Source organism: Rhodanobacter terrae (genome assembly GCF_042657005.1).
Classification (GTDB): Bacteria; Pseudomonadota; Gammaproteobacteria; order Xanthomonadales; family Rhodanobacteraceae; genus Rhodanobacter; species Rhodanobacter terrae.
In genome coordinates this window covers 29,511-51,086 of the sequence record NZ_JBHSNG010000022.1, presented here as the reverse complement: position 1 = coordinate 51,086, position 21,576 = coordinate 29,511, and the positions used below count along the sequence as shown (strand labels likewise).

Sequence of the window (21,576 nt, the reverse complement as noted above, 5' to 3'; positions counted from 1 at the left end):
CGTGCAGCTCCCAACGCCTTGCCCAACATCCATGGATCAGTCACCGACTACCGCCCCGCCGCAGCGCCGGGCCGCGCTCACTTTCATCTTCGTCACCGTCACGCTGGACATGCTGGCGTTCGGCATCATCATCCCGGTGCTGCCGCACCTGATCGTGGAGCTGATCGGCGGCAGCATCTCGAGGGCAGCGGTGTGGTCGGGCGCGTTCGGCGCGCTGTTCATGCTGATGCAGTTCATCTTCTCCCCGGTGCAGGGCACGCTGTCGGATCGCTTCGGCCGGCGCACGGTGATCCTGATCTCCAGCTTCGGTCTCGGTGTCGACTTCATCGTGATGGCGCTGGCGCCGGTGCTGTGGCTGCTGTTCATCGGCCGCGCGGTGTCGGGTATCTGCGCGGCGAGCTTCTCCACCGCGAATGCCTATATCGCCGACATCGTGCCGAAGGAGAAACGCGCGGCCGCGTTCGGCACGCTGGGCGCCGCGTTCGGGATCGGCTTCATCGTCGGCCCGGCGCTGGGCGGCTTTCTCGGCCATCTGCATATCCGGCTGCCGTTCTGGGTGGCGGCCGGATTGTCGCTGGTCAATTTCTGCTACGGCTACTTCGTGCTGCCCGAATCGCTGCCGAAGGAAAAGCGCAGCGCCCGCTTCGACTGGCGTCATGCCAATCCGTTCGGCGCGGTGGTGCTGCTGCGCCGCTATCCGCAGGTGTTCGGGCTGGCCGTGGTGTTCTTCCTGATCAACCTGGCGCAGTTCTCGCTGAACTCCACCTACGTGCTGTACACCGATTACCGTTACGGCTGGGGACCGCAGGCGGTCGGCTACACGCTCGGACTGGTCGGCCTGTGCAGCGGGCTGGTGCAGGCCGTGCTGGTGCGTCGGCTGATGCCGAAGCTGGGCGAGCGGCGCATGATCCTGGCCGGGCTCGCGCTGTGCATCGTCGGCTACGGGTTCTTCGGCTTCGCCTCGCTATCGTGGCTGTTCCTGCTCGGCATTCCGTTCCTCAGTCTGGGCGGCCTGGCCGGGCCGCCGGCGCAGGCGATGATGTCGCACCAGGTCGATCCGCATGAGCAAGGCCGCCTGCAGGGCGCGCTGACCAGCCTGGCCAGCCTCGCCGGCATCTTCGGGCCGGCGCTGTTCGCCAATATCTTCGCGCTGTTCATCAGCGATCACGCCCCGGTGCGGCATCTGCCCGGCGCAGCGTTCGTGCTGGCCGCGTCGTTGCTGTTCGCCGCCGCGTTGATCGCCGTACGCGTGATGCGCCATGCACCAGCTGCGGCGCCATTGGCAATCGACGACGTCGTCCCCACTCTGCCATTCAACGAATTTTCGTCCGAATCGATTCCCCACGCCCCACCGGAGCAATCCCCATGACGCTTTCCTTGTATCAGGCTGCCGTTCCCGTCTTCACCCGCGCGCTCAACAATCTCGTGCACGTGCTCAAGAAAGGCGAGGAGCATGCAAAGGCAAAGAACGTCACCGGCGAAGTGCTGCTGCAGACCCGGCTGATTCCCGACATGCTGCCGCTGGTCAGGCAGGTGCAGATCGCCTGCGACATGGCCACCCGCGGCACGGCCCGTCTGGCCGGAGTCGAGCCGACGCCGTTCGAGGACAACGAGACCACGCTGGAGCAGGTCCATTCGCGCATCGACCGCGCGCTCGAGTACATCAAGACGTTCAAACCCGAGCAGATCGACGGCAGCGAGGGCCGCACCATCGTCCTCAAGACGCGCACCGGCGAGATGACCTTCGACGGCCAGGCCTACCTGCTGCAATTCCTGATCCCGAACCTGTTTTTCCATTGCACCACCGCCTACAACATCCTGCGCGAAGCCGGCACCGAGATCGGCAAGACGGATTTCATCGGCCAGGCGTAACGCGCCCGCCGGCGGCTTCACCGTGGGAGCGGGTTCAGTCGCGATGCTCTGCATCCCCCACGGGAATCCGCGCGACCAGACGCGCCCTGCGCCGCGCCGGGTCCGCAGCGCCCGCCCGAGCGCTGAAATACCCCGGATTCGAAATCTGTGATCCATACCGCATTTGCCCGCGGCGTGGTGGCTTGTCCCGTGCTTGGTATATCGGCAACTACCCCGCTACGCGATTACCGAGGACACTTCCATGGAGCAGAACATCGAATACGTTATTGTCGGCGGCCCGCAGCACGGCCTGGTCTGCCAAGACCCATCGCATCAGGCCCGCGCGCAGGCGATCGCCAGCAATGATGGCCATCTCTGTCTGGCCGCAGCTTGCCGGCATTCGCGCCGGAGTGCAGCGCGCCTGATCCTGCTGCATCCACAAGCCACGGGTGAGCAATTCCTGGCCATTCTTGCCGCCTGAACTGACGCCGTGCGTCAGCTTCGCAACACCAGCAAGCGATGATCGGCGGCCAAGGGCTCAAAATTGCGCCTTGTCCATCGCGCGCGATCGCATCGACAATACCGGGCCAGCCCCGACGGCGTGACGGCCCTGGGGCCCTTCTCCCCGCTTCGACCGACCACGACGGATCCGCATGCTGCGACTGACCGACCTCAAGCTGCCGCTGGATCACAGCGAGGCCGCACTGACCGCCGCGATTCTCAAGCGACTGGATATCGAGGCCGGCGCGCTGACCGGTTACAGCATTGCCAAACGCAGCTATGACGCACGCAAGCGCGGTGCGATCGCGCTGATCTATGCGCTGGACATCGACACCACGCACGAGGCGGAGCTGCTGCGGCGTTTCGCCGACGACCCGCACGTCCAGCCCACGCCCGACACCAGCTACCACTTCGTGACGCAGGCACCCCCAAAACTGTCCCAGCGCCCGCTGGTGATCGGCTTCGGTCCCTGCGGACTGTTTGCCGGGCTGATCCTGGCGCAGATGGGCTTCCGGCCTATCATCCTCGATCGCGGCAAGGGAGTGCGCGAGCGCACCAAGGACACCTGGGATCTGTGGCGCAAGCGCCACCTGCATCCGGAATCCAACGTGCAATTCGGCGAGGGCGGTGCCGGCACGTTCTCCGACGGCAAGCTGCACAGCCAGATCCGCGATCCGCTGCATCACGGCCGCAAGGTGCTCACCGAATTCGTCAAGGCCGGCGCGCCGGAGGAGATCCTCTACGTCAGCAAACCGCACATCGGCACGTTCCGGCTGGTGACGATGGTGGAGAACATGCGCGCCACCATCGAATCGCTGGGCGGCGAGATCCGCTTCAGCAGCCGCGTCGACGATCTCCTGCTCGAGCCGGCCGCGGATGGCCGGCAGCGGATCCGCGGCGTGACCCTGGCCAGCGGCGAGCAGATTCGCGCCGATCACGTCGTGCTGGCGCTAGGCCACAGCGCACGCGATACCTTCGAGATGCTGCACGCGCGCGGGGTGTATCTGGAAGCAAAACCTTTCTCGATCGGCTTCCGCATCGAACATCCGCAGTCGGTCATCGACAGCGCCCGTTTCGGCCCGCAGGCCGGCCACCCGGTTCTCGGCGCGGCCGACTACAAGCTGGTGCATCACTGCAAAAAAGATCAGGACGGACGCGGCCGCACGGTATACAGCTTCTGCATGTGCCCCGGCGGCACCGTGGTCGCCGCGGCTTCCGAACCGGGCCGCGTGGTCACCAACGGCATGAGCCAGTACTCGCGCAACGAGCGCAATGCGAACGCGGCGGTGGTGGTCGGCATCGATCCGTCCGATTTCGCGCCCTACGACGCCAGCGGCGGTCCGCTCGCCGGCATCGCCTTGCAGCGCGCGCTGGAAAGCCGCGCCTATGTCCTGGGTGGCGAAAACTACAGCGCACCGGGTCAGCTCGTCGGCGACTTCCTCGCTGGCCGCGCTTCGCGCGAATTCGGCGACGTGCAACCTTCATACAAGCCGGGCGTGACCCTGGGCAATCTCGACAGCATGCTGCCCGACTATGCGATCGCCGCGATCCGCGAAGCGCTGCCCGCATTCGAACGCCAGATCCGCGGCTACGCGATGCACGACGCGATCCTCACCGGCGTCGAGACGCGCACCTCCTCGCCGGTACGGATCACGCGCGACGACAGCCTGCAAAGCCTGAACACCCGCGGCCTGTACCCGGCCGGCGAAGGCGCCGGCTATGCCGGCGGCATCCTTTCGGCAGCGGTGGATGGCATCCGCATCGCGGAAGCGGTGGCGCAGAACATCGCTGGGAACTGAAGCAAGCGGGTATTGTCAGCGAACGGTGACATCCGTATATTGTCATCGATCGCTGTCATTTTATAATGCCGCCGTACGGCGACTCCGAGACCCATCATGTTCATCCGGACCCCGCAGGATATCGGCGCATTTTTGCGCGAGAACCGCAAGAATGCCGGACTTGGCCAGGCTGAATTGGCCCGCCGCATCGGGGTCAGCCGACAGTGGGTGGTGGAGGTCGAGCGCGGCAAGCCACGGGCGGAGATCGGCTTGGTGCTGCGTGCTCTCAACGCGCTCGACAGCCCATTGCAGACAGGTCTGGCGACGTCCTTTCGTGGCGTTGCCGATGCACCGGATATCGACATCGATGCCATCGTCGATGGCGCGCGGCAGCCATGACTGCAGCCCACGAACTGGTCGCCGTAATGAACGGTGTGCCCATCGGAACCGTTGCCCGCGAACGCAACGGCCAGTTGCACTTCGAGTACGCGGACGAATGGCGCCAGCGCCCGGATGCCATCCCGTTGTCGCTGTCGATGCCGCTGCTGCGTGCAGTGCATCCGCATGCCGCGATCGATGCCTTCCTGTGGGGCCTGCTGCCCGACAATGAACAGACCCTGGCGCGCTGGGCCGCCCGCTTCCAAGTCTCCGCGCGCAATGCATTCGGCCTGCTGACGCATATCGGAGAGGATTGCGCCGGCGCCGTGCAGTTCGTGCCAACGGAGCGCTTGCCGACCCTGCAACGCCCGGCAGACGACGACATCGTCTGGTTGGACGAAGCCGAGATCGGCGAACGCCTACGCGCCTTGCGACAGGATCCCTCCGCCACCCGGCGCGCCACCGACCATGGCCAGTTCAGCCTTGCCGGTGCGCAACCGAAGACCGCGCTACTGCTGCGCGATCGTCGCTGGAGCGTACCCGCCGGGCGCACGCCCACCACGCATATCCTGAAGCCGACCACCGCCGCATTCGACGGCCATGCCGAGAATGAACATTTCTGCCTCGCCCTGGCCCGCCGGCTCGGCCTGCCGGTGGCACGTTCCGAACTGCGCCGATTCGATGGCGAAGCGGCCATCGTGGTGGCCCGCTTCGATCGCATCGAGCGTCAGGAGCAGTGGCTACGGGTGCACCAGGAAGACCTGTGCCAGGCGCTCGCTGTTTCGCCCACGCGCAAGTACCAGAGCGACGGAGGCCCCGGTCCGCTCACCATCGTCGAGCTATTGCGTACGCACTCCAGCGCCCCGTCCCGCGACGTGGACACTTTCATCGACGCACTCGCCTTCAACTGGCTGATTGTGGGCACCGATGCCCATGCGAAGAACTACGCATTGCTGTTCGGTCGTGGTGGCCGCATCCGCCTGGCACCGTTGTACGACCTTGGTAGCGCGCTGCCCTACCCGGCACTGCACCAGGACAAACTGGCGATGGCGATGAAAATCGGCAACACCTATCGCCTGCGCGATATCCGTCGGCACCACTGGGAGTCGTTGCTGCGCGGCAGCCGGGTGAATGCCGAGGCGGCGCTGGCACGCATGGCCGGCATGGCCGATGCGCTGCCGGACCACGCCAGCGATCTGGCCCGAAGCATGCGCGACGGCGGCATCGACCATCCGATCCTGCAGCAATTGCCGGCCCTGCTCGCCGAGAGTGCCCGCGAGAAAGGGCGCTGGATAGCCCAGACTCCCTGGAGAGCCTGAATGAAACTTCATCCGCCCATCCGGCGCTCGACAGCCCGGAAGCGGGTCAGGCGGGCTGACGAGCAGAAGCTTGTTCTGGCGTTCTTCGAGGTCCGCTTGGTGCGCCAGACCGAGCGTCCGGCAAAAAAGCTTCGGCGAGCTTTGATGGCGTCCACCGCGGTGACGCAAATCGTCGATCCGCCGCTACATCCGGCCGCACACCGATCATCCCATCAGGAGTCGCCCGATCCGGGCCCAGGCCACATCCCAGCCGATCCGCTCCTGCTCCAGCCGCACGCGCACACCCCAGCGGTCGCCGTGCAGATCGCGATAAAGCGCCTGTTCGGCGGCATCCAGGTGGTCGATCGTGCCGGCACGGTGCGGCTGCGGCTCGATTACCCACAACGCGCGATGGGCCAGCAAGGTCGCTTCGTCCATCAGCAACGATGTCACCTGCGGCAGATGGCCGCGAAGGCGGCCGAGGATGGCCAGGCCATGGGTGTCCAGGTCGCCCCAGTAGTGCACGGCCTGCGCAGCGCGCAGCCACGGCAGTGCGTGCAGATGCTCCACCGCGTAGCCGCGTGCCATCAGCACGACGGAATCGGGCAGGTCGTCGAAGGCCAGGCCGGTCTGCTTGTTCTCGACGATGAAGACGCGGCGCGCCGGCAGATCCAGCGAGGCCAATTCGCCGAACGGCGCATGGATGTCGCCCAGGCCGCCCACACGCGAACGCAAAGCGGGATCGAGCACGCGCAGACGCAGGCGATCCGGCTCGCGGCGCAAGCCGCTGGCTTGCCAGAACTCCGTGTCGCGCGGCAACCCGACCAGCGTGCGCAGCCAGTCGCCGAGCAGGCCGGTGCGGCTTTCCAGCCACTTGCTGTCCAGCCCGGCCACCGGCAGCTGGCGCACGAACAGATTCGACGACGGATGCGCCCACAGCCACGCCAGCATGTCGCCGAAGCGGGCGAATTCCGTGTCGTCGGCGTCGGCCAGCAATGCATACTGACGGCGCAACGTGGCGGCCAGCATCGGCCAGCGTTGCACCCACGCGTCGAAACGCATGCCGGCACGCCGCCAGCGCACGGCTTCGCCCAGCAGTTCGGCCAGCGCCTCCGCGTCGGGCAACGACAAAGCCTCCGGCACGGACTGACGACCGAGCAGCGGCCAGCGCCGTTCGGCCCAGCTCACCTCGCCACCGTGCCAGTCTTTCCACCCGGCTCGCCACGCCTCGAACGCCGCCCAGTGCGCACTGGCCTGACGCTCGCCCGGTGCTGCCAGCGATACGCGCAACGGCCAGTCGCCGCCGCCGCCCAGCCAGTCGCCGGCCTGCCGCCGCCAGCTGCCGCGCAGCAGCGCGACGGCCTGCTCAGGGCTGCGCATCGTCGCCCTCGCGCGCAGCGCGTGGCAGATCCAGGCGCTGGTTGTCGGCGTCGTACTCGATCATCAGCACGCGGGAATCGTGGCGGCCGTCGATCTCGACGAAGCAGGCGCCGCCGATGAACGGCTCCAGGGTCATCACCGATTTCAGCGGCGTGGCGACGATCATCTGGAAACCAAAGTTCTCGAAGATGCGCATGGCCATCGCGGTGAATTCGTTGTCGGCCTTGTCGAACGCCTCGTCCAGCACCACCGCCGCGTATTGCGGCACGCCGCCGTCCTCGTCGCCGAGCTGGTAGCGCAGCGCGGCAGCCAGGCAGGTGGTGGCCAGTTTCTGGCGCTGGCCGCCGGATTTACCGGCGCCGCTGCGGTACACCTCCAGCTGGCGGCCGCTTTGCTCATCGCGCTCCTCGCCGATGAACTCCACATGCAGGCGCACGTCCAGCACCTGCTCGCGCCAGCGCTTGTGTTCGGGGTCGGTCGAGGCCAGCCGCGCCACCAGCTTGCGCAAGCCATCGAACTGCGCTTCGGCGCGCTCGCGATCGTCGGTGCGCTGATGCGCCAGCACGTCGCGCAACTGCTGGCGGAACTCGATCACCTCCGGCAGGCGGCGATCCTCGGGCTTGATCTGCAGGATGCTGCCGCGGTTGAACGGCACTTTTTCCAGGCTGGCGTTGACGTCTTCCATGCGCGCCCGGATCGCCTTGTGCGCCTGTGCGATATGCGTCTGCAGCGCCACCAGGTTCTGCCCGCTCTGCGTGCGCAGCATCTCGAAGAAGCGTGCCTCGTGGGCCGGCAGGCCGTCGCGTTCCAGCCGCTCCAGCCGCGCGAAGAAATCCGTCGCGCTTTCCAGGTTGGCCTGCACGTCGCCGGCGTCCTGCACCCAGCGGCGGCGGAAGCTTTCGAAGCAGCTGACGATGCGGTGGCTCTGCTCGGCCGCCTCCGTCTCCAGCGCAGCGATGCCCTGGTTGAGCGCGCGCTCCATCGCCAGCGTGCGCTCGGCCAGGTTACCCAGGGTGAACGACGCGCCCGCATCGCAGCGCGCATCCAGCCCTTGCTGCTGCAACGGCGTCAGCGGCCTGGCGGCCACCTCCTCCCCGCAACGGGCACGGTCCTTGTCCAGCCGCTCGCGCTCGCGCCGGTGATCGCGGCGCTCGTCGCGAACGTCGTTCAACAGGCGCTGCGCGGTGGCGACCTGTCTGCCGCTGGCCTCGATGCGCTCGCCCAGTTCGCGCAACGCCACATCGCCTTCGCGTAGTTCCTTCAGCGTGCGCTCGATGGCATCCAGCCGCGTCAGCAGGGGTGCGACGTCGATGTCGCTCCAGCGCAGGTTGGCCAGCGACTGCGCCGCGGCGGCACGGCTGGCCTGGCGCGCGCGTTCGGCCTTGATCGCCGCCATCGTGTTGTCGGCCTCGGCGATCTGCTGCGCCAGCGCGCCGGCTTCGGCCTTGTACAGCGCCAGCTTTTCGCGGTTGTCGAAACCCATCACCCACTGGCGGCGATCACCGACGGCGTGGCGGTCGTCCTTTTCGTGCCGGCTGCGGCCGTGCTTGATCTGGCCTTGCACGGTGATGGCGCGTTCGCTCTGGCGCAGTGCCTGCACGCTGTCCACGCAGGCGTAGTCGTAGCGGCGCAGCAGTTCGGCGTGCAGCCACTCCTGGTGCGCGTGCGGGGCCAGCTCCAGCTTGTGCAGCAGCGAGCGCGGCGGTGGTGCGGACACGTTCGGCGCATCCGCCGCGCCGATGCGGTGATAGACCAGCTTGCCGCCGAGATGGGTGGCATCGACCCAGGCGGCGACCTTGGCGTAATGCCGCTCGTCCACCAGCAGCGACAGCGCGAAGCCGTGCAGCAGGCGCTCGATCGCGCCGCTCCACGCCTGCTCGTCCGCGCGCACCTGGATCAGCTCGCCGGCGAATGGCAGCGCGGTATCGGCCAGACCCAGCGCGGCACACAGGCGGCCGCGCAGGGCCTGCAGATGCGCGGGGATGTTCGACGGGTGCGCTTCCAGCGCGGCGATCTCGGCCCGTGCGCCGTTAAAGGCGTCTTCGGCTTGCTTCTTCTGCATGCCCAGTTCCAGCATGCGCTGGTCGGCATGGGCGGTGGCGTCCTGGCCGGCATCGAGCAGGCTGCGTGCCTGGGAGAGTTGCTCGGCGAAACCCTGCGGCGTGCCGGCGAGCTGCCAGTCCAGTTGCCGGCAGGCGGCGTCGGCCACGCCACGGTGGCGCAAACAGGTTTCGCGATCATGCGACACGCTGTCGCGCTCGCGTTCGAGCTGCTCGATCTGCGCACCGCCCTGTTCGCGGTGACGCGCCTGCAAGTCGCCGAGTTCGCGCTGGTGCTGTTCCAGGCCTTGCAGGCGACGGCCTTCTTCGCCTTCGAGGCCGCGATCCAGCGTGTCCAGTTCGGTCAGGCGCGCATCGAGCAGGCGCACGCGCAGCCGCTCGCGATGGCCGTCCATGCCCGCCAGCAGCTCGTCCAGTTCGCTGCGCTCGCGGCGCACGGCCATCAACCGCTCATGGGCCGCACGCGCGGGGCGCAAGGTCTCGATCTGTTCGCGCGCGGTGACCACCGCCTTGTGCGCCTCGTCCAGCTCGGCGAATTCGGCCACCAGGCGATCGGCCACGGCGAAGGTCTCGGGGCGCTCCAGCATGAAATCGCGCAGGAAATGGTTGAGGTCGCCCAGGTTCTTCGCCGATTGCGTCTTGTGCAGCAGGCGCAGCGCGGTGTCGTTGCCGATGCCGAGCAGGCGGCGGAAGCGCTCGGCGTAGGCGTTGAAGCTGTCGTGATGGTGCACGTCGGCCAAGCGCTGCTTGAGCCGGCGCAGGTCCAGATCGAAACCCTTCAGTTCCTCGGCCAGGTCGAACGGCCGCTCGGCGACGATGAAATGCTTTTGCACGTCGGCGGCGGTAGAGCTGTTGCCGCGAATCCACAGCAGCCGCACCAGGGTCACGCAGCGGCCCAGCGCGTTGCGGTATTCCAACGCCAGCGCCGACCATACCGGGCCGCGGCGCAGGTACTGGGTGGCGACCTCACCCGAATCCTCGTCGTGCTGGTCGGCCCAGGCGCCACGCACGTAGGACACCAGCGAACGGTCGCGGCCGCTGCGTTCGGCCTCGCGCGCGGCGGCGTTGAAATCGACCAGCGCAGGCGGCACCAGCAGCGCGGACATCGCATCGAGCAGGGTCGACTTGCCCGAGCCGGAACGGCCCACGAACAGGAAGCCGCGCTCGGCGATCGGCACTTCATGCAGCCCGGAGAAGGTGCCCCAGTTGAATACCTGCATGCGGCGCAGGCGGAATTGTTCCTCGCGCGGCGTGGGCAGGTCGCTGAGGAACAACGGTGCGTTGGTGTCGGCCCTGGCCATCAGTCGTCCTCCTCCGGCGTGACGCCGTCGAGGATGCGGGCGCCGGCCAGGTGTTCGCGATAGACCGCGCCCAGCGCCTGCACGTCCTCGGCGGAAAACAGCAGCTTCAGCGTGGGCGATACCTCGTGGCGGCCTTCGCTGCCGCGGATCGGTTGCAGCACGTTGTTCTTTTTCATCTTCTCGATGGCGGCGTTGAGCTTCTTGGTGAAGCCGGCGCGGTCGGTGCCCTGCGGCGGCTCGTACACGGCCAGCTGCGCATGCAGTTCGTCCACCTCCACCACCGCGCGCTGGCCTTGCGCCTCGGCTTCGGCCAGGCGCTGGCGCAAGGCCAGCAGCAGCACCGAGTCGATGAAGGTGAGCGGACTGGAACGCAGCAGAGTCGGGGTTTCCAGCTCGCCGGTATCGGCCTGGCGTACGAAGGCCACGCGCAGGTCGCGATCCAGCACCAGCTCCAGGAACAGTTCGCACAGGCGCGCGCGGATGGCGGTTTCTTCGCGCAGCAGCACCGGCCAGAGCAAGGCGTGGCGCTCGGCGTCCACGCTGGGGCCGGCCAGCAACTGGCACAGCACGCGGCGCGCCTCGAACGGCAGGCTGCCGCTGTCCCCGGGGAACAAGCCGGCATCACCCACGCCTTCCGATGGCGGGTTTGCCGATTCCGGCTCGATCATGTCATCAGACCAGTTCATCGCGTTTTTCCTTGAGGAAGTACAACAGGGGAATGCGGGCGCGGCGCTCGTGACCGTCCTCGCCGCGCCAGCTCACCGATTCGTGGCGGTCGGGCACCAGCATGCCGTGGCGGCTGCCCAGCGCCACGTAGCCGACCACGCTGCCCAGGCCCTGTTCGGCCGGATAGCGCTGCAACACGGCGCCCACCGAACATTGCGCGTGATCGGCCAGCAGCGTGTGCACGCATTGTTTCAAGCTGCGGAAGTCGATCTCCGACTGCGCAACGAGTTCGCCCACACCGTCCAGCGTGATCGCCGCGCCCTCGGCGCGCACGATGCTGCTGTCGACCTGGCTGTGGCGCGGGTCGTTCAGACGCCAGCGCGACAGCGAGTGCACCCGCGCACCGCTCAGTATCAACGTGTAGTCGATACCCTCGTTGCTGCGCACCCGGTCGCGCAGTTTCAGCGCCTCGGCCTGGGTCTGCTTGAGCAACTGGTGCAGGCGGCGCTGCTCCAGGTAGGCGCGGCTCTGCACGAAGCCCTTCAGGCTGCGCGCGAAATGCTGCAGCACATCGTGCACGTGACCGCCGCGGTCGAGCAGGGTGCGGGTAAGATGCAGCAGGAAGCTGCGCTCGCGCCGGTCCAGCTTGCGCGCGAACTCGCGGCCGGTCACCGCATCCACCGCGGCTTCCAGCTGGCCGCTCTGCTCGGCGTCGGTGAGCAGCCGCCAGAACGCGTCGAAGCTGCGCCCCGATTCGCTTTCAGCGATCACGTCGACGCCGGCGAACAGCGCCTCCAGCATCTCGCCGCGCTGGCGTTCGTCGTCGATGATGCGCTCGCGGAAGTCGCGATCCAGCTGCTGGAAGTCGTCGCGCACATGACGGAAATCCTCGGCCAGCTCGTCGGCCAGCGCGATGATCTCGCGTGCACGTTCCAGCGCGCGGGTATCGTCCAGCACGTCCACCCGCCCCTCGCTGACCGCGGCGATCTGCGCGTCGACGCGCTCGCGCTCGGCCAGCAACTCGGCCAGCCGGCTGTGCGGGTCGCCATCGGTCTGCCGGGCCAGTTGCACCAGTTGCTGGATGACCAGCGCAAGCCGGCTTTCGGTCGCCACATTGCGGCTGCTGTCCAGACTGCCGAGAAAGCGCAGCGCACCGATCGCCTGGGTGGACAGCTCGTACTGTTCCTCACTGGCTCCTTCCGGAAAGCGCCGCTCCAGCCAGCCAGAACCCAGCCATTCGGCCACGTAGGCCTGTGCGGTGCGCGGCACGGCGTGGCCATGCGCACGCAGTTCCTCCAGCTCGCGCGCCAGCCGCTCGTGCAGCAACGAAGCCGGCAACTGGCGCTCGACGTCGAGTAAAAGACCCTGCAGCAGTGCGGCGGTCAGCGGCGCGTTGTCCGCCGCCAGCAATTTCCAGGTCGGCTGCTGACGCAGGCGCTGCCAGGTGGCGATGCGCGCACGGGTTTTCACCGCGGCACCGGATGCTGCGCACCAGCCAGTCCCGGAACGGTGACCGGCAAGGTCTCGTTGCTTGTCTGCAGGGATAGTACGTGCACGATGTGGATATCCGCCGTTCGTTGTCCGGACACGACGGTGCCTGGACGGTCGCCCAGTGTAATCGGCGACGTCTCATCCGTTGCGACGTTTCGCGCCGGCAATGTCATGTTTCAACGCCTTGAACCGGCCGACGCCACCCCAACCTCTGCACTGCCTTCCACTACGGCAGACGCCCCATGACCTCTCCCGCTATCATCCGTATCGACTTTGTCTCCGATGTCTCCTGCCCGTGGTGCGCGATCGGGCTCGCTTCGCTGCAGCAGGCGCTGGCGAAGCTGGAGGGCGAGGTTGCGGCGGAGATTCATTTCCAGCCGTTCGAGCTGAATCCGCAGATGGCCGCCGGGGGCGAGGATTCCACCGAGCATCTGGTGCGGAAATATGGCAGCACGGCCGACCAGATCGACGCCAACCGCGCGTCGATCCGCGCGCGCGGCGCCGCGCTGGGCTTCACCTTCAACATGGATCGACGCAGCCGCGTCTACAACACGTTCGACGCGCACCGGTTGCTGCACTGGGCCGAGCTGGAAGGTCGCCACCTCGCCCTGAAGCAGGCGCTGTTGCGCGCCTATTTCACCGATGGCGAGGACGTCAGCGCGCATGACACGCTGCTGCGGCTGGCCGGCGAGGTGGGCCTGGATATCCAGCACGCGCGACAGATCCTCGCCGGCGACACCTACGCGAACGAGGTGCGCGCGCAGGAGCAGTTCTTCCAGAGCCGTGGCATCCATTCGGTGCCGGCGACGATCATCAATGGCCAGCACCTGATCTCCGGCGGGCAGCCGCCGGAGGCTTTCGAACAGGCGTTGCGGCAGATTGCCGCCACGACATAAGTCTGCTCACGCGTCGATTGCGCGCGGCTCCGACCAGTGCGCGATCGGCGACGGGTGACCGAGCAGGTAGCCCTGGCCCATCTCGCAGCCCATCGCCATCAACGCACCGTACTGGATTTCGCTTTCGATGCCTTCGGCGATGACCTGGATGTTCAGCGCGCGCGCCAGCGCGAGGATCGCCGCCACTACCGTGGTGCTGCTGGTGTTGGCGCCCTTGTCCAGCTCCTGCACGAACGCACGGTCGATCTTCAGGATGCGCAGCGGCAGCGAGTGCAGGTAGCTCAGCGAGGAATAGCCGGTGCCGAAATCGTCCAGCGCGGCACCGACACCGATCGTGCGCAGGCGATCGAGCGTGGCGCGAACGCGCTCGGGGTTGTCCAGCAACGCGCCTTCAGTCACCTCGACCACCAGCCGCGACGGCGACAGGCCGATGCGTTCGAGTAGACGGATCAGGCGTCCGTCGAAATCGGCGTGGCGCAGGTGCAGGGCCGAAACGTTCACAGTCATGAACATGTCGGCACGGCCGTGCCGCAGCAACAATTCACAGCTGAGTTCGAACATGCGCCAATCGATCGTCTCGATCAGTCCGCTGTCCTCGGCGATTTTCAGGAAGTCGGCGGGTCGCAGCACGCCGCGTTGCGGATGGTTCCAGCGGATCAGCGCTTCGTAGCCCACCACTTTGCCATCATTCATCGCACAGATCGGCTGGAAGTACGGCTCGAACTGATCGCGCTGCAATGCCTGACGCAGCTCGCCTTCCAGCGTCAGCACGTCGACTACGTTCTTTGCCAGCGTCTCGTCGAACAGCTCGAACCGCTTGCGCCCCAGTTCCTTGGCCCGGTACAGCGCGATATCGGCATCGCGCAGCACCTCATCGGCCGCGTCGTAATGACTGTCGCCGATCGCGATACCCACGCTGGCGGTCACCTGCAGTTCCTTGCCGATGATCTGCATCGGCGCGGTCAGTGCGTGCATCACGCGTTGTGCCACCGCCGTGGCATCGGCCGGCAGTTCAACGTTTTCCAGCAGGATGGCGAATTCATCGCCGGACAGTCGCGCCACCAGATCGGGATGGCGCACGCAGCCGGCCAGCCGGGTCGCCACCTCTTTCAGCACCTCGTCGCCCGCCAGATGGCCCAGGCTGTCGTTGATGATCTTGAAGCGGTCGACGTCCAGATACAGCAGCGCACAGCGTTGCTGCGGCTCGCGCCGGATTGCAGCCAGCACACGATCGATGCGATCGCGCAGGTAGCCGCGATTGGGCAAGCCGGTCAGCGAATCGTGCATCACCTGGTGACGGAGCTGATCCTGCATGCGCTCGCGTTCGATGATTTCCTTGCGCAATGCCAGCGTGCGCTCTTCCACCCGAAGTTCGAGTTGCTCGTAGGCACGCTTCAGCGACTCGGCTGAGCGGCGGCGGGTCAGGCTGTTGGCGATCTGCGAGGCGACGAAGCTGAGCAGCTCCTGATCGGCTGGGCCATAGACCACGCTGGGCCGGTAGCTCTGCACGGTCACCAGGCCGATCACTTCGTCGCCCACGATCAGCGGCACGCCCAGCCAGCACATCGCGGGCGAACCCATCCGTCCCGGCGCGATCTCGCCCAGCCGGTCGAGCTCTTCGATGTCCGCGTTGTCGGCGCGCAATGCGGTGCCGCGGCGCAATACGTACTCGCTGAGGCCGCGGCCCAGCGGACGTTCGGCCGGCGGCCGCTTCACGGCATCCACGGCATAGGGAAACGTCAGTCGCTGGCGATCATCGGAGAGCAGCGCGATGAAGAAATTCTCCGCATTCAGCAATTCGCCGACCACCGCGTGCACGCGCCGGTAGAACTCGTCCTGGTCGATATCGGCGGTAGCCAGCTGGGCGAGCTGGAACAGCGCCGACTGCAGGTATTCGGCGCGTTGCCGTTCCAGGATTTCCAGTTGCAGCCCGCGATTGGCCTCGGCCAGCTGCAGGGTGCGCAACTGCACCCGCTGCTCCAGATCGGCCTTGGTCTGCTTGCGGTCCAGCGCGGTGAGGATATGGCTGCCGACAAACTCCAGCAGGGCCAGATCCTCGTCGGTGAAGCCGATATCCTGCCGATAGCTCTGCACCACGAGCGCGCCGCCCGGCTGGCCGTCGCGCAACATCGGCACACCGAGCCAGTCGTAGCTGTCCACGCCGATCAGCGCCACCGGCCCAGGCACCTGGCTGCGCAGCTCCTCGGCGTTGCCCATGCGCGCGTTGCCGTCGCTGATCACGTACCAGGTCAGCGTGTATTCGATCGCGCTCAGCGGAATGTCCTGTCCGTTGCCGGGCGGCTCCGGATCCTCGACATCGACGAAATACAGGAAGCGGATCGTGTCCTGCTCGGCATTGCGCAGCACGATGAAGAAATTCTCCGCGTACATCAGCGTGCTGACGATGGCGTGGATGCCGCGCAGCAGCGCCGGCATGTCGCGTTCGGAACCGGCCAGGTCGGAGATTGCAAAAAGTGCGCGCTGCAGTGTTTCGGAGCGCTCGAGTTGCTGATGCGAATACTGCAGCTCGCCCCACTCCAGCGCCCGCCGCATATATTCACCGGCGAATTGCAGCGGCGCCGCCAGTTCGTCGAGAAAGCCGGCGCCATCGCGACCGGGCTGCAAGGTCAGCAGCAGCAGCGCCGGCTCGGGCCGCTGGCACAGGCGGATCGCGACGCGACGGCGATCCGGATGCCAGTGCGGTGTTTCCGCGCGGCTGGCTTCATCCAGCCACGGCCACTCCGTCGGGTCGATCCGGGTTACCGGCGCATTGTGAAGATGGTCCGGCTGATCCAGACCCCACAGCACGCAAGCCGCGGCGCAGCCCGGATGGGCCTGCGCCAGCGCGGCGATCGTCGCGCCCACTTCCTCGGGAGTATTGCCCGCTGTCAGCCGAGCCAGCCAGCTCAATTGCAACGAGCCGTCAGACGGCGTCGATTCAACCGCACCCGCGTGTTTCATTGGTGGAGCTCCCCCGAGCACGGCCGCCAACGCCTGCCGGCTAGCATACCCCTTCGATGCCGCGCAACAACGCTTGCCTCGGGTTGCCGCGAGCCTGCATATATATGCGGTCGCACACGCAATGCCGATAAACTGCCGAAGTTGCATACGCCCGGCTGCGCTTCCGACGCGAGGCGTCTGCCCGCAAGCCGTTGCCGCTGCCCGGTTCCATGCGTCATCCGCGTCACAGGTTCTCGATCCAGCATGCTCGCCGACACCACCAAAGACGCCATCCGCGCCGCCTATGCACGCCTGAAGGACGGGCTGCCGGGCTTCCGCGCGCGTGCCTCGCAGGGAAAGATGATCGCCGAGGTGGCCAAGGCGTTCGGCCGCGCCGGCGGCGTGGCGGTGGTCGAGGCGCCTACCGGCACCGGCAAGTCGATGGCCTACCTGATCGCCGGCGTGGCCGTGGCGCGCTTCCAGAAGAAGAAGCTGCTGATCGCCACCGCCACGGTGGCGCTGCAGGAACAGCTGGTGCAGCGCGATATCCCGCTGTACCTGCAGCTCAACGGCATCGAGGCGAAGGTGGCGCTGGCCAAGGGCCGCGGTCGCTACCTGTGCCCGCGCAACCTCATGATGGCGGCGAACAGCATCAACGACGCCGCACAGATGGGCCTGGCTGGTTTCGACGCGGACCTGGCGCTGTGGACCAGACCGCCGCAGGCGCGCGACAAGCAGGCGCTGGCAAAACTGCGCGCCGCGTTCGACCGAAACGAGTGGAACGGCGACATGGACAGCGCGCCGGAAGCCGTCAGCGACCTGCTGCGCCCGATGGTGACCACCAGCGCCGGCGGCTGCACCGGGCGCAAGTGCGGCCAGTTCATGATCTGCCCGTTCTTCGCCGCGCGCCGCGCGGTGGACGATGCCGAGATCATCGTGGCGAACCAGGACCTGGTGCTGGCCGACCTCACCATGCCGGGCGAGGACGAGGGCTGGGGAGGGATCATCCTGCCGCGGCCGGACGAGACGCTGTACATCTTCGACGAAGGCCATCACGTGCCGGGCAAGGCGATCGACCGCGGCGCCAGCGAGGTCTACATGAACGTCACCGTGCGCCAGCTGAGCCGGCTCGGCCGGCAGGTGCATGCGGCGTATTCGCTGACCGACAAGCAGACGCTGGGCAAGCTGTCGCTGGATGCCGGCGACTCGAAGCTGCAGGAACTGAGCAACACGCTGGAGGAACTGGAGAAGGAAATCCGCCTCGGCTGGCTGCCCGATCCGGCCGAAACCGAGCCGATGTATCGCGGCTCGCTGGGCCAGTTGCCGGAAACCTGGGTGGAGCATGCGCGCGTACTCGGCATGTATACCGGCGAGGTGCATCGCTGGCTGACCGCGGTGCGCCGCGCGGTGGTCGAAATGACCGATGGCGGCCCGACCCAGGAAGCGCTGTCGCGCGAACTTGGCATCGCTTTGGAGCGCATCGGCAAGCAGGCCAGTTGCTGGCGTGCCTGGTCCAGTGAAGATCCCGATGACGCACCACCGCTGGCACGCTGGGTCACGCTGGGCGGCGATCAGCAACTGGTCTGCCATGCCTCGGCAGTCTCCGCCGGCGGCCTGCTGCAAAGCGTGCTGTGGGGCAACGCCAGCGGCGTATTGCTGACGTCGGCCACATTGAGCGCGGGCGGCAACTTCCGCGGCTTCGCCGATGCGGTGGGCCTGCCCGACGACGCGGCATGCCTGAGCCTGCCCTCGCCGTTCGACCTCGCTGCGCAGGCACGGCTGGAAGTGCCGGCAATGCGCACCTTGCCCGACGCGCGCGAGGCGCATGCCGAGGAAATCAGCGAATGGCTGGCCAAACATCTCGACTGGGACGCCGGCAATCTGGTGCTGTTCACTTCGCGGGTGAAACTCGATCGCGTGCTGCAGAAGCTGCCGATCGCGCAGGTGCGCAAGGTGCGCGCGCAGGGTTCGCTGGGCAAGTCCCAGCTGATCGCCGAACACTGCGCCGACATCGAGGCGGGCAAGGGCAGCACGCTGTTCGGACTGGCGTCGTTCGGCGAAGGCCTGGACCTGCCGGGCAAGCTGTGCGAGACGGTGGTGATCACCCAGCTGCCGTTCGCCGTGCCGACCGACCCGGTCGGCGCTACGTATGCCGAATGGCTGGAATCGCGCGGGCGCAATCCGTTCATCGAAGTGAGCATTCCCGAGGCGACGCGCCTGCTGACGCAATACTGCGGCCGATTGATCCGCAACGAAACCGATCGCGGCCGCATCGTGCTGCTGGATCGCCGCGTGGTCACCAAGCGCTACGGCAGCGGCATGCTGAAGGCGTTGCCGCCGTTCCAGCGCATCATCGAGCGCACCGCATGATCATCCGCCTGTCCGACTGTCCGTCGCAACCGTGGAAGAACGGCCTCGGCAGCACGCGCGAAATGGCTGTCCATCCGCCCGGCGCCGGCAGCGACGATTTCCTGTGGCGCGTGAGCATCGCCGAAGTCGACAGTGCAGCGCCGTTCTCCCGCTTCCCCGGCATCGACCGGCAGATCGCGTTGCTCGACGGCAACGGCTTCACCATGACGCTGGACGACGGCCGCATACATCCATTGACCACGCCGTTCGCGCCGTTCGCATTTGCCGGCGAAACCAAGGTGGCGGTGAACCTGGTGGATGGGCCGACACGCGATTTCAACCTGATGGTGCGCCGTGAGCATGCCCGTGGCGAAGTCCTGGTTTGGCGGGGGCCCGGAACACACGAACCTGATCCATCCAGCGTGCTGGTCTACTGCGCCCGCAGCGTGATCTACAGCGCGGAAGGTCCGCTGCACGCAGGAGATGCGTGGCGGCCTTCGTCGGCGAGCCCGGTCCAGTTGCACCTGCAACACGGCGCGCTGGCGCTGGTCGTCCGGATCGAGCGATACGCACCTGGCAGAAGCCGCACCTGACAGAAGCCGGTAGTCGCCTATACTCGGCCCACCCTTCCGCAAGGTATCCGCCATGTCCGTGCTGATTCTCGGCCTGCTGATCTTTCTCGGGGTGCATTCCCTGCGCATCTTCGCCGATGGCTGGCGCAGCCGGCAGATCGCCCGGCTGGGCGAGAAACCCTGGAAAGGCCTGTTCGCGCTGGTGTCGCTCACCGGCTTCGTGCTGATCTGCTGGGGCTTCGGGCTGGCCCGCCAGCATCCCGTGCTGCTGTATGTGCCGCCGCTGCCGTTGCGACATCTCAATGCACTGTTCACGCTGGTCGCGTTCGTGCTGTTTGTCGCGGCGCGCGTGCCGCGCAACCGCATCAAGGCGAAACTGCATCATCCGCAGCTGCTGGCGGTGAAGGTGTGGGCATTCGGCCACCTGCTGGCCACCGGCATGCTGCACGACGTGGTGCTGTTCGGCGCATTCCTGGCGTGGGCGATCGTGCTGTTCGCGGTATCGCGTCGGCGCGACCGCCTGGCCGGCACCGTCTATCCGGCCGGCTCGCTCAAAGGTGACGTACTGGCCGTGGTCATCGGTGTCGTGGCGTGGCTCGCCTTCGCGTTATGGCTGCATTTGTGGCTGATCGGCGTGAATCCCATGACGTGAATCCCATGGCGTGAACCGTGAACGGCCGGGGTGGCAAGAGTCATCTGGGCACTTGCCTCCGGCTGCGCTAAAGTCCGCGCATCCCACCCGCGCGAGGTCGTGTCATGGCCGCTTTCCTGCTCTGGCTGTTGCTGCTGGTGTTCTGCTGGCCGCTCGCGCTGCTGGCGCTGGTGCTGTATCCGATCGTGTGGCTGCTGTTGCTGCCGCTGCGCCTGGTCGGCATCACCGTGGGCGCGGTGTTCGCCTTCCTCGGCGCCCTGTTGATGCTGCCGGCGCGCGTGCTGCGCGGCCGGCCGGTCTGACACCCGCGCCGCCCCTTACACCAGCACGTCGCTGGCCTGAGGCATTCGTAACTTTACAATAGGGTCGGATAACTATCCAATAGGCGCCGCATACTCTATGGTGTCCCATGGCCCGACCCAGTCGTTCTGCGGAAATTGACGCCTCGCTGCTGGCCCAGGTCCGGAGCCATCCCAACGACCTGGTGCCCGTTGTCGCCGAAACGCTGGGCCTCAGCCGCGCTGCCGTAGCCACGCGGGCTCGCGCACTGATTAGCGAAGGCTATTTGGCCAAAATCGGAACGACACGGCCAACCTATCGTCTCGGCACCTCCCGCCGAGCCAGTTTTCGCTATCCATTGCACGGTCTCGCCGAGGATCGCGTATGGGCACGTGATGTCGCACCGCTGCTGAAAGACCTGCCGACGAACATCGTGGACATCAGCCACCATGGTCTTACCGAAATGGTCAATAACGCCATCGATCACTCCGAAGGAAAACACCTCAGGGTCCTCGTGGATCGCAACGGCGGCCAGGTTGCCATGCTGGTGGCGGACGATGGCATCGGCATTTTTCGCAAGATCACTCGCGCACTGGAGCTCCCCGACGAACGGCTGGCGCTGCTCGAGCTTTCAAAGGGAAAGTTGACCACCGATCCAAGGCGCCATTCTGGTGAGGGTGTGTTTTTCACTTCGCGCATGTTCGACCGCTTCCAGATCGCTTCTGGCGACCTCGTCTTCGACCATGATGATGGAGCGGGCGACGATCTGCTTTTCGACAACGACATGCACCATGTCCGCCATGGCACGACCGTGCTTATGGAAATCAGGACCGACGCCACCAGGACGGCCAGGGAAATCTTCGATCAATATTCCAGCGGCCCGGACGACTACACCTTCGCCAAAACGGTGGTCCCGGTCAGGCTGGCCCGGGTCGGCGACGAGAACCTGATCTCCCGCTCGCAAGCCAAGCGCCTGATGCAACGGCTAGAGCGGTTCCGCACCGTGGTGCTCGACTTCGAAGCGGTGACCAGCATCGGCCAGGCCTTCGCGGATGAAGTGTTCCGTGTCTTCGCGCACGACCACCCGGATGTCACCCTGGTTCCGACGCATGCGGTTCCTGAGGTTCAGCAGATGATTCGCCGCGCCGAAGTCGCACGCGATGCGGAAAGCGATTCGCTCTGAC

The 21,576-nt window shown here is 66.6% G+C and carries 17 protein-coding genes; 12 read left to right on the top strand and 5 right to left on the bottom strand.

Features of this window, described 5'->3' with window-relative positions:
- Window positions 1-31 precede the first annotated feature (31 nt).
- The 6 genes from ACFPPB_RS16395 to ACFPPB_RS16370 all read left to right on the top strand — a co-directional run bounded on the left by ACFPPB_RS16395 (window position 32) and on the right by ACFPPB_RS16370 (window position 5,827).
- Window positions 32-1,369, top strand: a complete 1,338-nt coding sequence (locus ACFPPB_RS16395; RefSeq protein WP_377329034.1) for a TCR/Tet family MFS transporter — start codon at window positions 32-34, stop codon at window positions 1,367-1,369.
- Window positions 1,366-1,872 (top strand): DUF1993 domain-containing protein, encoded by a 507-nt coding sequence (locus ACFPPB_RS16390; protein ID WP_377329032.1) that lies wholly within the window; start codon window positions 1,366-1,368, stop codon window positions 1,870-1,872. Before ACFPPB_RS16395 ends, ACFPPB_RS16390 begins: the two co-directional genes overlap by 4 nt.
- A 241-nt stretch (window positions 1,873-2,113) precedes the next feature.
- Window positions 2,114-2,332, top strand: a complete 219-nt coding sequence (locus ACFPPB_RS16385) for a hypothetical protein (protein WP_377329030.1) — start codon at window positions 2,114-2,116, stop codon at window positions 2,330-2,332.
- Window positions 2,333-2,504: 172 nt separating this feature from the next.
- Window positions 2,505-4,151 carry an NAD(P)/FAD-dependent oxidoreductase gene (locus ACFPPB_RS16380; RefSeq protein WP_377329028.1) on the top strand — a complete coding sequence of 549 codons (1,647 nt, stop codon included), beginning with the start codon at window positions 2,505-2,507 and terminating at the stop codon, window positions 4,149-4,151.
- A 96-nt stretch (window positions 4,152-4,247) separates the two neighbouring features.
- Window positions 4,248-4,529, top strand: coding sequence for a helix-turn-helix domain-containing protein (locus tag ACFPPB_RS16375; protein ID WP_377329026.1), 282 nt, complete (start codon window positions 4,248-4,250; stop codon window positions 4,527-4,529).
- Window positions 4,526-5,827, top strand: coding sequence for a type II toxin-antitoxin system HipA family toxin (locus ACFPPB_RS16370; protein ID WP_377329024.1), 1,302 nt, complete (start codon window positions 4,526-4,528; stop codon window positions 5,825-5,827). Before ACFPPB_RS16375 ends, ACFPPB_RS16370 begins: the two co-directional genes overlap by 4 nt.
- A 204-nt stretch (window positions 5,828-6,031) precedes the next feature.
- Here ACFPPB_RS16370 and ACFPPB_RS16365 read toward each other — a convergent pair whose 3' ends face one another.
- From ACFPPB_RS16365 to ACFPPB_RS16350, 4 genes are read right to left on the bottom strand one after another with little or no spacing between them, the layout of a single operon-like run.
- On the bottom strand, window positions 6,032-7,186 hold the full coding sequence (locus tag ACFPPB_RS16365; RefSeq protein ID WP_377329022.1) for a Wadjet anti-phage system protein JetD domain-containing protein: 1,155 nt from the start codon (window positions 7,184-7,186) through the stop codon (window positions 6,032-6,034).
- On the bottom strand, window positions 7,173-10,547 hold the full coding sequence (locus tag ACFPPB_RS16360; protein WP_377329020.1) for an ATP-binding protein: 3,375 nt from the start codon (window positions 10,545-10,547) through the stop codon (window positions 7,173-7,175). Before ACFPPB_RS16360 ends, ACFPPB_RS16365 begins: the two co-directional genes overlap by 14 nt.
- Window positions 10,547-11,233: a DUF4194 domain-containing protein gene (locus ACFPPB_RS16355; protein WP_377329018.1), complete on the bottom strand. Its 687-nt coding sequence runs from the start codon at window positions 11,231-11,233 to the stop codon at window positions 10,547-10,549. Before ACFPPB_RS16355 ends, ACFPPB_RS16360 begins: the two co-directional genes overlap by 1 nt.
- Window positions 11,220-12,683: a DUF3375 domain-containing protein gene (locus ACFPPB_RS16350; protein ID WP_377329016.1), complete on the bottom strand. Its 1,464-nt coding sequence runs from the start codon at window positions 12,681-12,683 to the stop codon at window positions 11,220-11,222. The genes ACFPPB_RS16355 and ACFPPB_RS16350 overlap by 14 nt, the downstream gene beginning before the upstream one ends.
- A gap of 263 nt (window positions 12,684-12,946) precedes the next feature.
- Here ACFPPB_RS16350 and ACFPPB_RS16345 point away from each other — a divergent pair, with 263 nt between their 5' ends.
- Window positions 12,947-13,600, top strand: coding sequence for a DsbA family oxidoreductase (locus ACFPPB_RS16345; protein WP_377329014.1), 654 nt, complete (start codon window positions 12,947-12,949; stop codon window positions 13,598-13,600).
- 6 nt (window positions 13,601-13,606) lie between these two features.
- Here ACFPPB_RS16345 and ACFPPB_RS16340 read toward each other — a convergent pair whose 3' ends face one another.
- On the bottom strand, window positions 13,607-16,561 hold the full coding sequence (locus tag ACFPPB_RS16340) for a bifunctional diguanylate cyclase/phosphodiesterase (RefSeq protein WP_377329012.1): 2,955 nt from the start codon (window positions 16,559-16,561) through the stop codon (window positions 13,607-13,609).
- A 243-nt stretch (window positions 16,562-16,804) separates the two neighbouring features.
- On the opposite strand from ACFPPB_RS16340, the gene dinG reads away from it, so the two are divergent.
- The 5 genes from dinG (at window position 16,805) to ACFPPB_RS16315 (ending at window position 21,575) form a co-directional block, all read left to right on the top strand.
- Entirely contained in the window at window positions 16,805-18,910 is a 2,106-nt protein-coding gene (gene dinG / locus ACFPPB_RS16335) for an ATP-dependent DNA helicase DinG (protein WP_377329011.1), read from the top strand.
- Entirely contained in the window at window positions 18,907-19,482 is a 576-nt protein-coding gene (locus tag ACFPPB_RS16330; protein ID WP_377329009.1) for a HutD/Ves family protein, read from the top strand. Before dinG ends, ACFPPB_RS16330 begins: the two co-directional genes overlap by 4 nt.
- A gap of 52 nt (window positions 19,483-19,534) precedes the next feature.
- Window positions 19,535-20,113 (top strand): NnrU family protein, encoded by a 579-nt coding sequence (locus ACFPPB_RS16325; RefSeq protein ID WP_377329007.1) that lies wholly within the window; start codon window positions 19,535-19,537, stop codon window positions 20,111-20,113.
- Window positions 20,114-20,217: 104 nt separating this feature from the next.
- Window positions 20,218-20,415, top strand: a complete 198-nt coding sequence (locus tag ACFPPB_RS16320; protein ID WP_377329004.1) for a hypothetical protein — start codon at window positions 20,218-20,220, stop codon at window positions 20,413-20,415.
- A 107-nt stretch (window positions 20,416-20,522) separates the two neighbouring features.
- Window positions 20,523-21,575, top strand: a complete 1,053-nt coding sequence (locus ACFPPB_RS16315; RefSeq protein WP_377329003.1) for an STAS-like domain-containing protein — start codon at window positions 20,523-20,525, stop codon at window positions 21,573-21,575.
- Window position 21,576: the final 1 nt, after the last annotated feature.

Excerpts from the sequence above, each read along its gene's own strand:
- ACFPPB_RS16395 (WP_377329034.1), top strand. The coding sequence starts at position 32 with ATGGATCAGTCACCGACTACCGCCCCGCCGCAGCGCCGGGCCGCGCTC.
- ACFPPB_RS16390 (WP_377329032.1), top strand. The coding sequence starts at position 1,366 with ATGACGCTTTCCTTGTATCAGGCTGCCGTTCCCGTCTTCACCCGCGCG.
- ACFPPB_RS16385 (WP_377329030.1), top strand. The coding sequence starts at position 2,114 with ATGGAGCAGAACATCGAATACGTTATTGTCGGCGGCCCGCAGCACGGC.
- ACFPPB_RS16380 (WP_377329028.1), top strand. The coding sequence starts at position 2,505 with ATGCTGCGACTGACCGACCTCAAGCTGCCGCTGGATCACAGCGAGGCC.
- ACFPPB_RS16375 (WP_377329026.1), top strand. The coding sequence starts at position 4,248 with ATGTTCATCCGGACCCCGCAGGATATCGGCGCATTTTTGCGCGAGAAC.
- ACFPPB_RS16370 (WP_377329024.1), top strand. The coding sequence starts at position 4,526 with ATGACTGCAGCCCACGAACTGGTCGCCGTAATGAACGGTGTGCCCATC.
- ACFPPB_RS16365 (WP_377329022.1), bottom strand. The coding sequence starts at position 7,186 with ATGCGCAGCCCTGAGCAGGCCGTCGCGCTGCTGCGCGGCAGCTGGCGG.
- ACFPPB_RS16360 (WP_377329020.1), bottom strand. The coding sequence starts at position 10,547 with ATGGCCAGGGCCGACACCAACGCACCGTTGTTCCTCAGCGACCTGCCC.
- ACFPPB_RS16355 (WP_377329018.1), bottom strand. The coding sequence starts at position 11,233 with ATGAACTGGTCTGATGACATGATCGAGCCGGAATCGGCAAACCCGCCA.
- ACFPPB_RS16345 (WP_377329014.1), top strand. The coding sequence starts at position 12,947 with ATGACCTCTCCCGCTATCATCCGTATCGACTTTGTCTCCGATGTCTCC.
- ACFPPB_RS16340 (WP_377329012.1), bottom strand. The coding sequence starts at position 16,561 with ATGAAACACGCGGGTGCGGTTGAATCGACGCCGTCTGACGGCTCGTTG.
- dinG (WP_377329011.1), top strand. The coding sequence starts at position 16,805 with ATGCTCGCCGACACCACCAAAGACGCCATCCGCGCCGCCTATGCACGC.
- ACFPPB_RS16330 (WP_377329009.1), top strand. The coding sequence starts at position 18,907 with ATGATCATCCGCCTGTCCGACTGTCCGTCGCAACCGTGGAAGAACGGC.
- ACFPPB_RS16325 (WP_377329007.1), top strand. The coding sequence starts at position 19,535 with ATGTCCGTGCTGATTCTCGGCCTGCTGATCTTTCTCGGGGTGCATTCC.
- ACFPPB_RS16320 (WP_377329004.1), top strand. The coding sequence starts at position 20,218 with ATGGCCGCTTTCCTGCTCTGGCTGTTGCTGCTGGTGTTCTGCTGGCCG.
- ACFPPB_RS16315 (WP_377329003.1), top strand. The coding sequence starts at position 20,523 with ATGGCCCGACCCAGTCGTTCTGCGGAAATTGACGCCTCGCTGCTGGCC.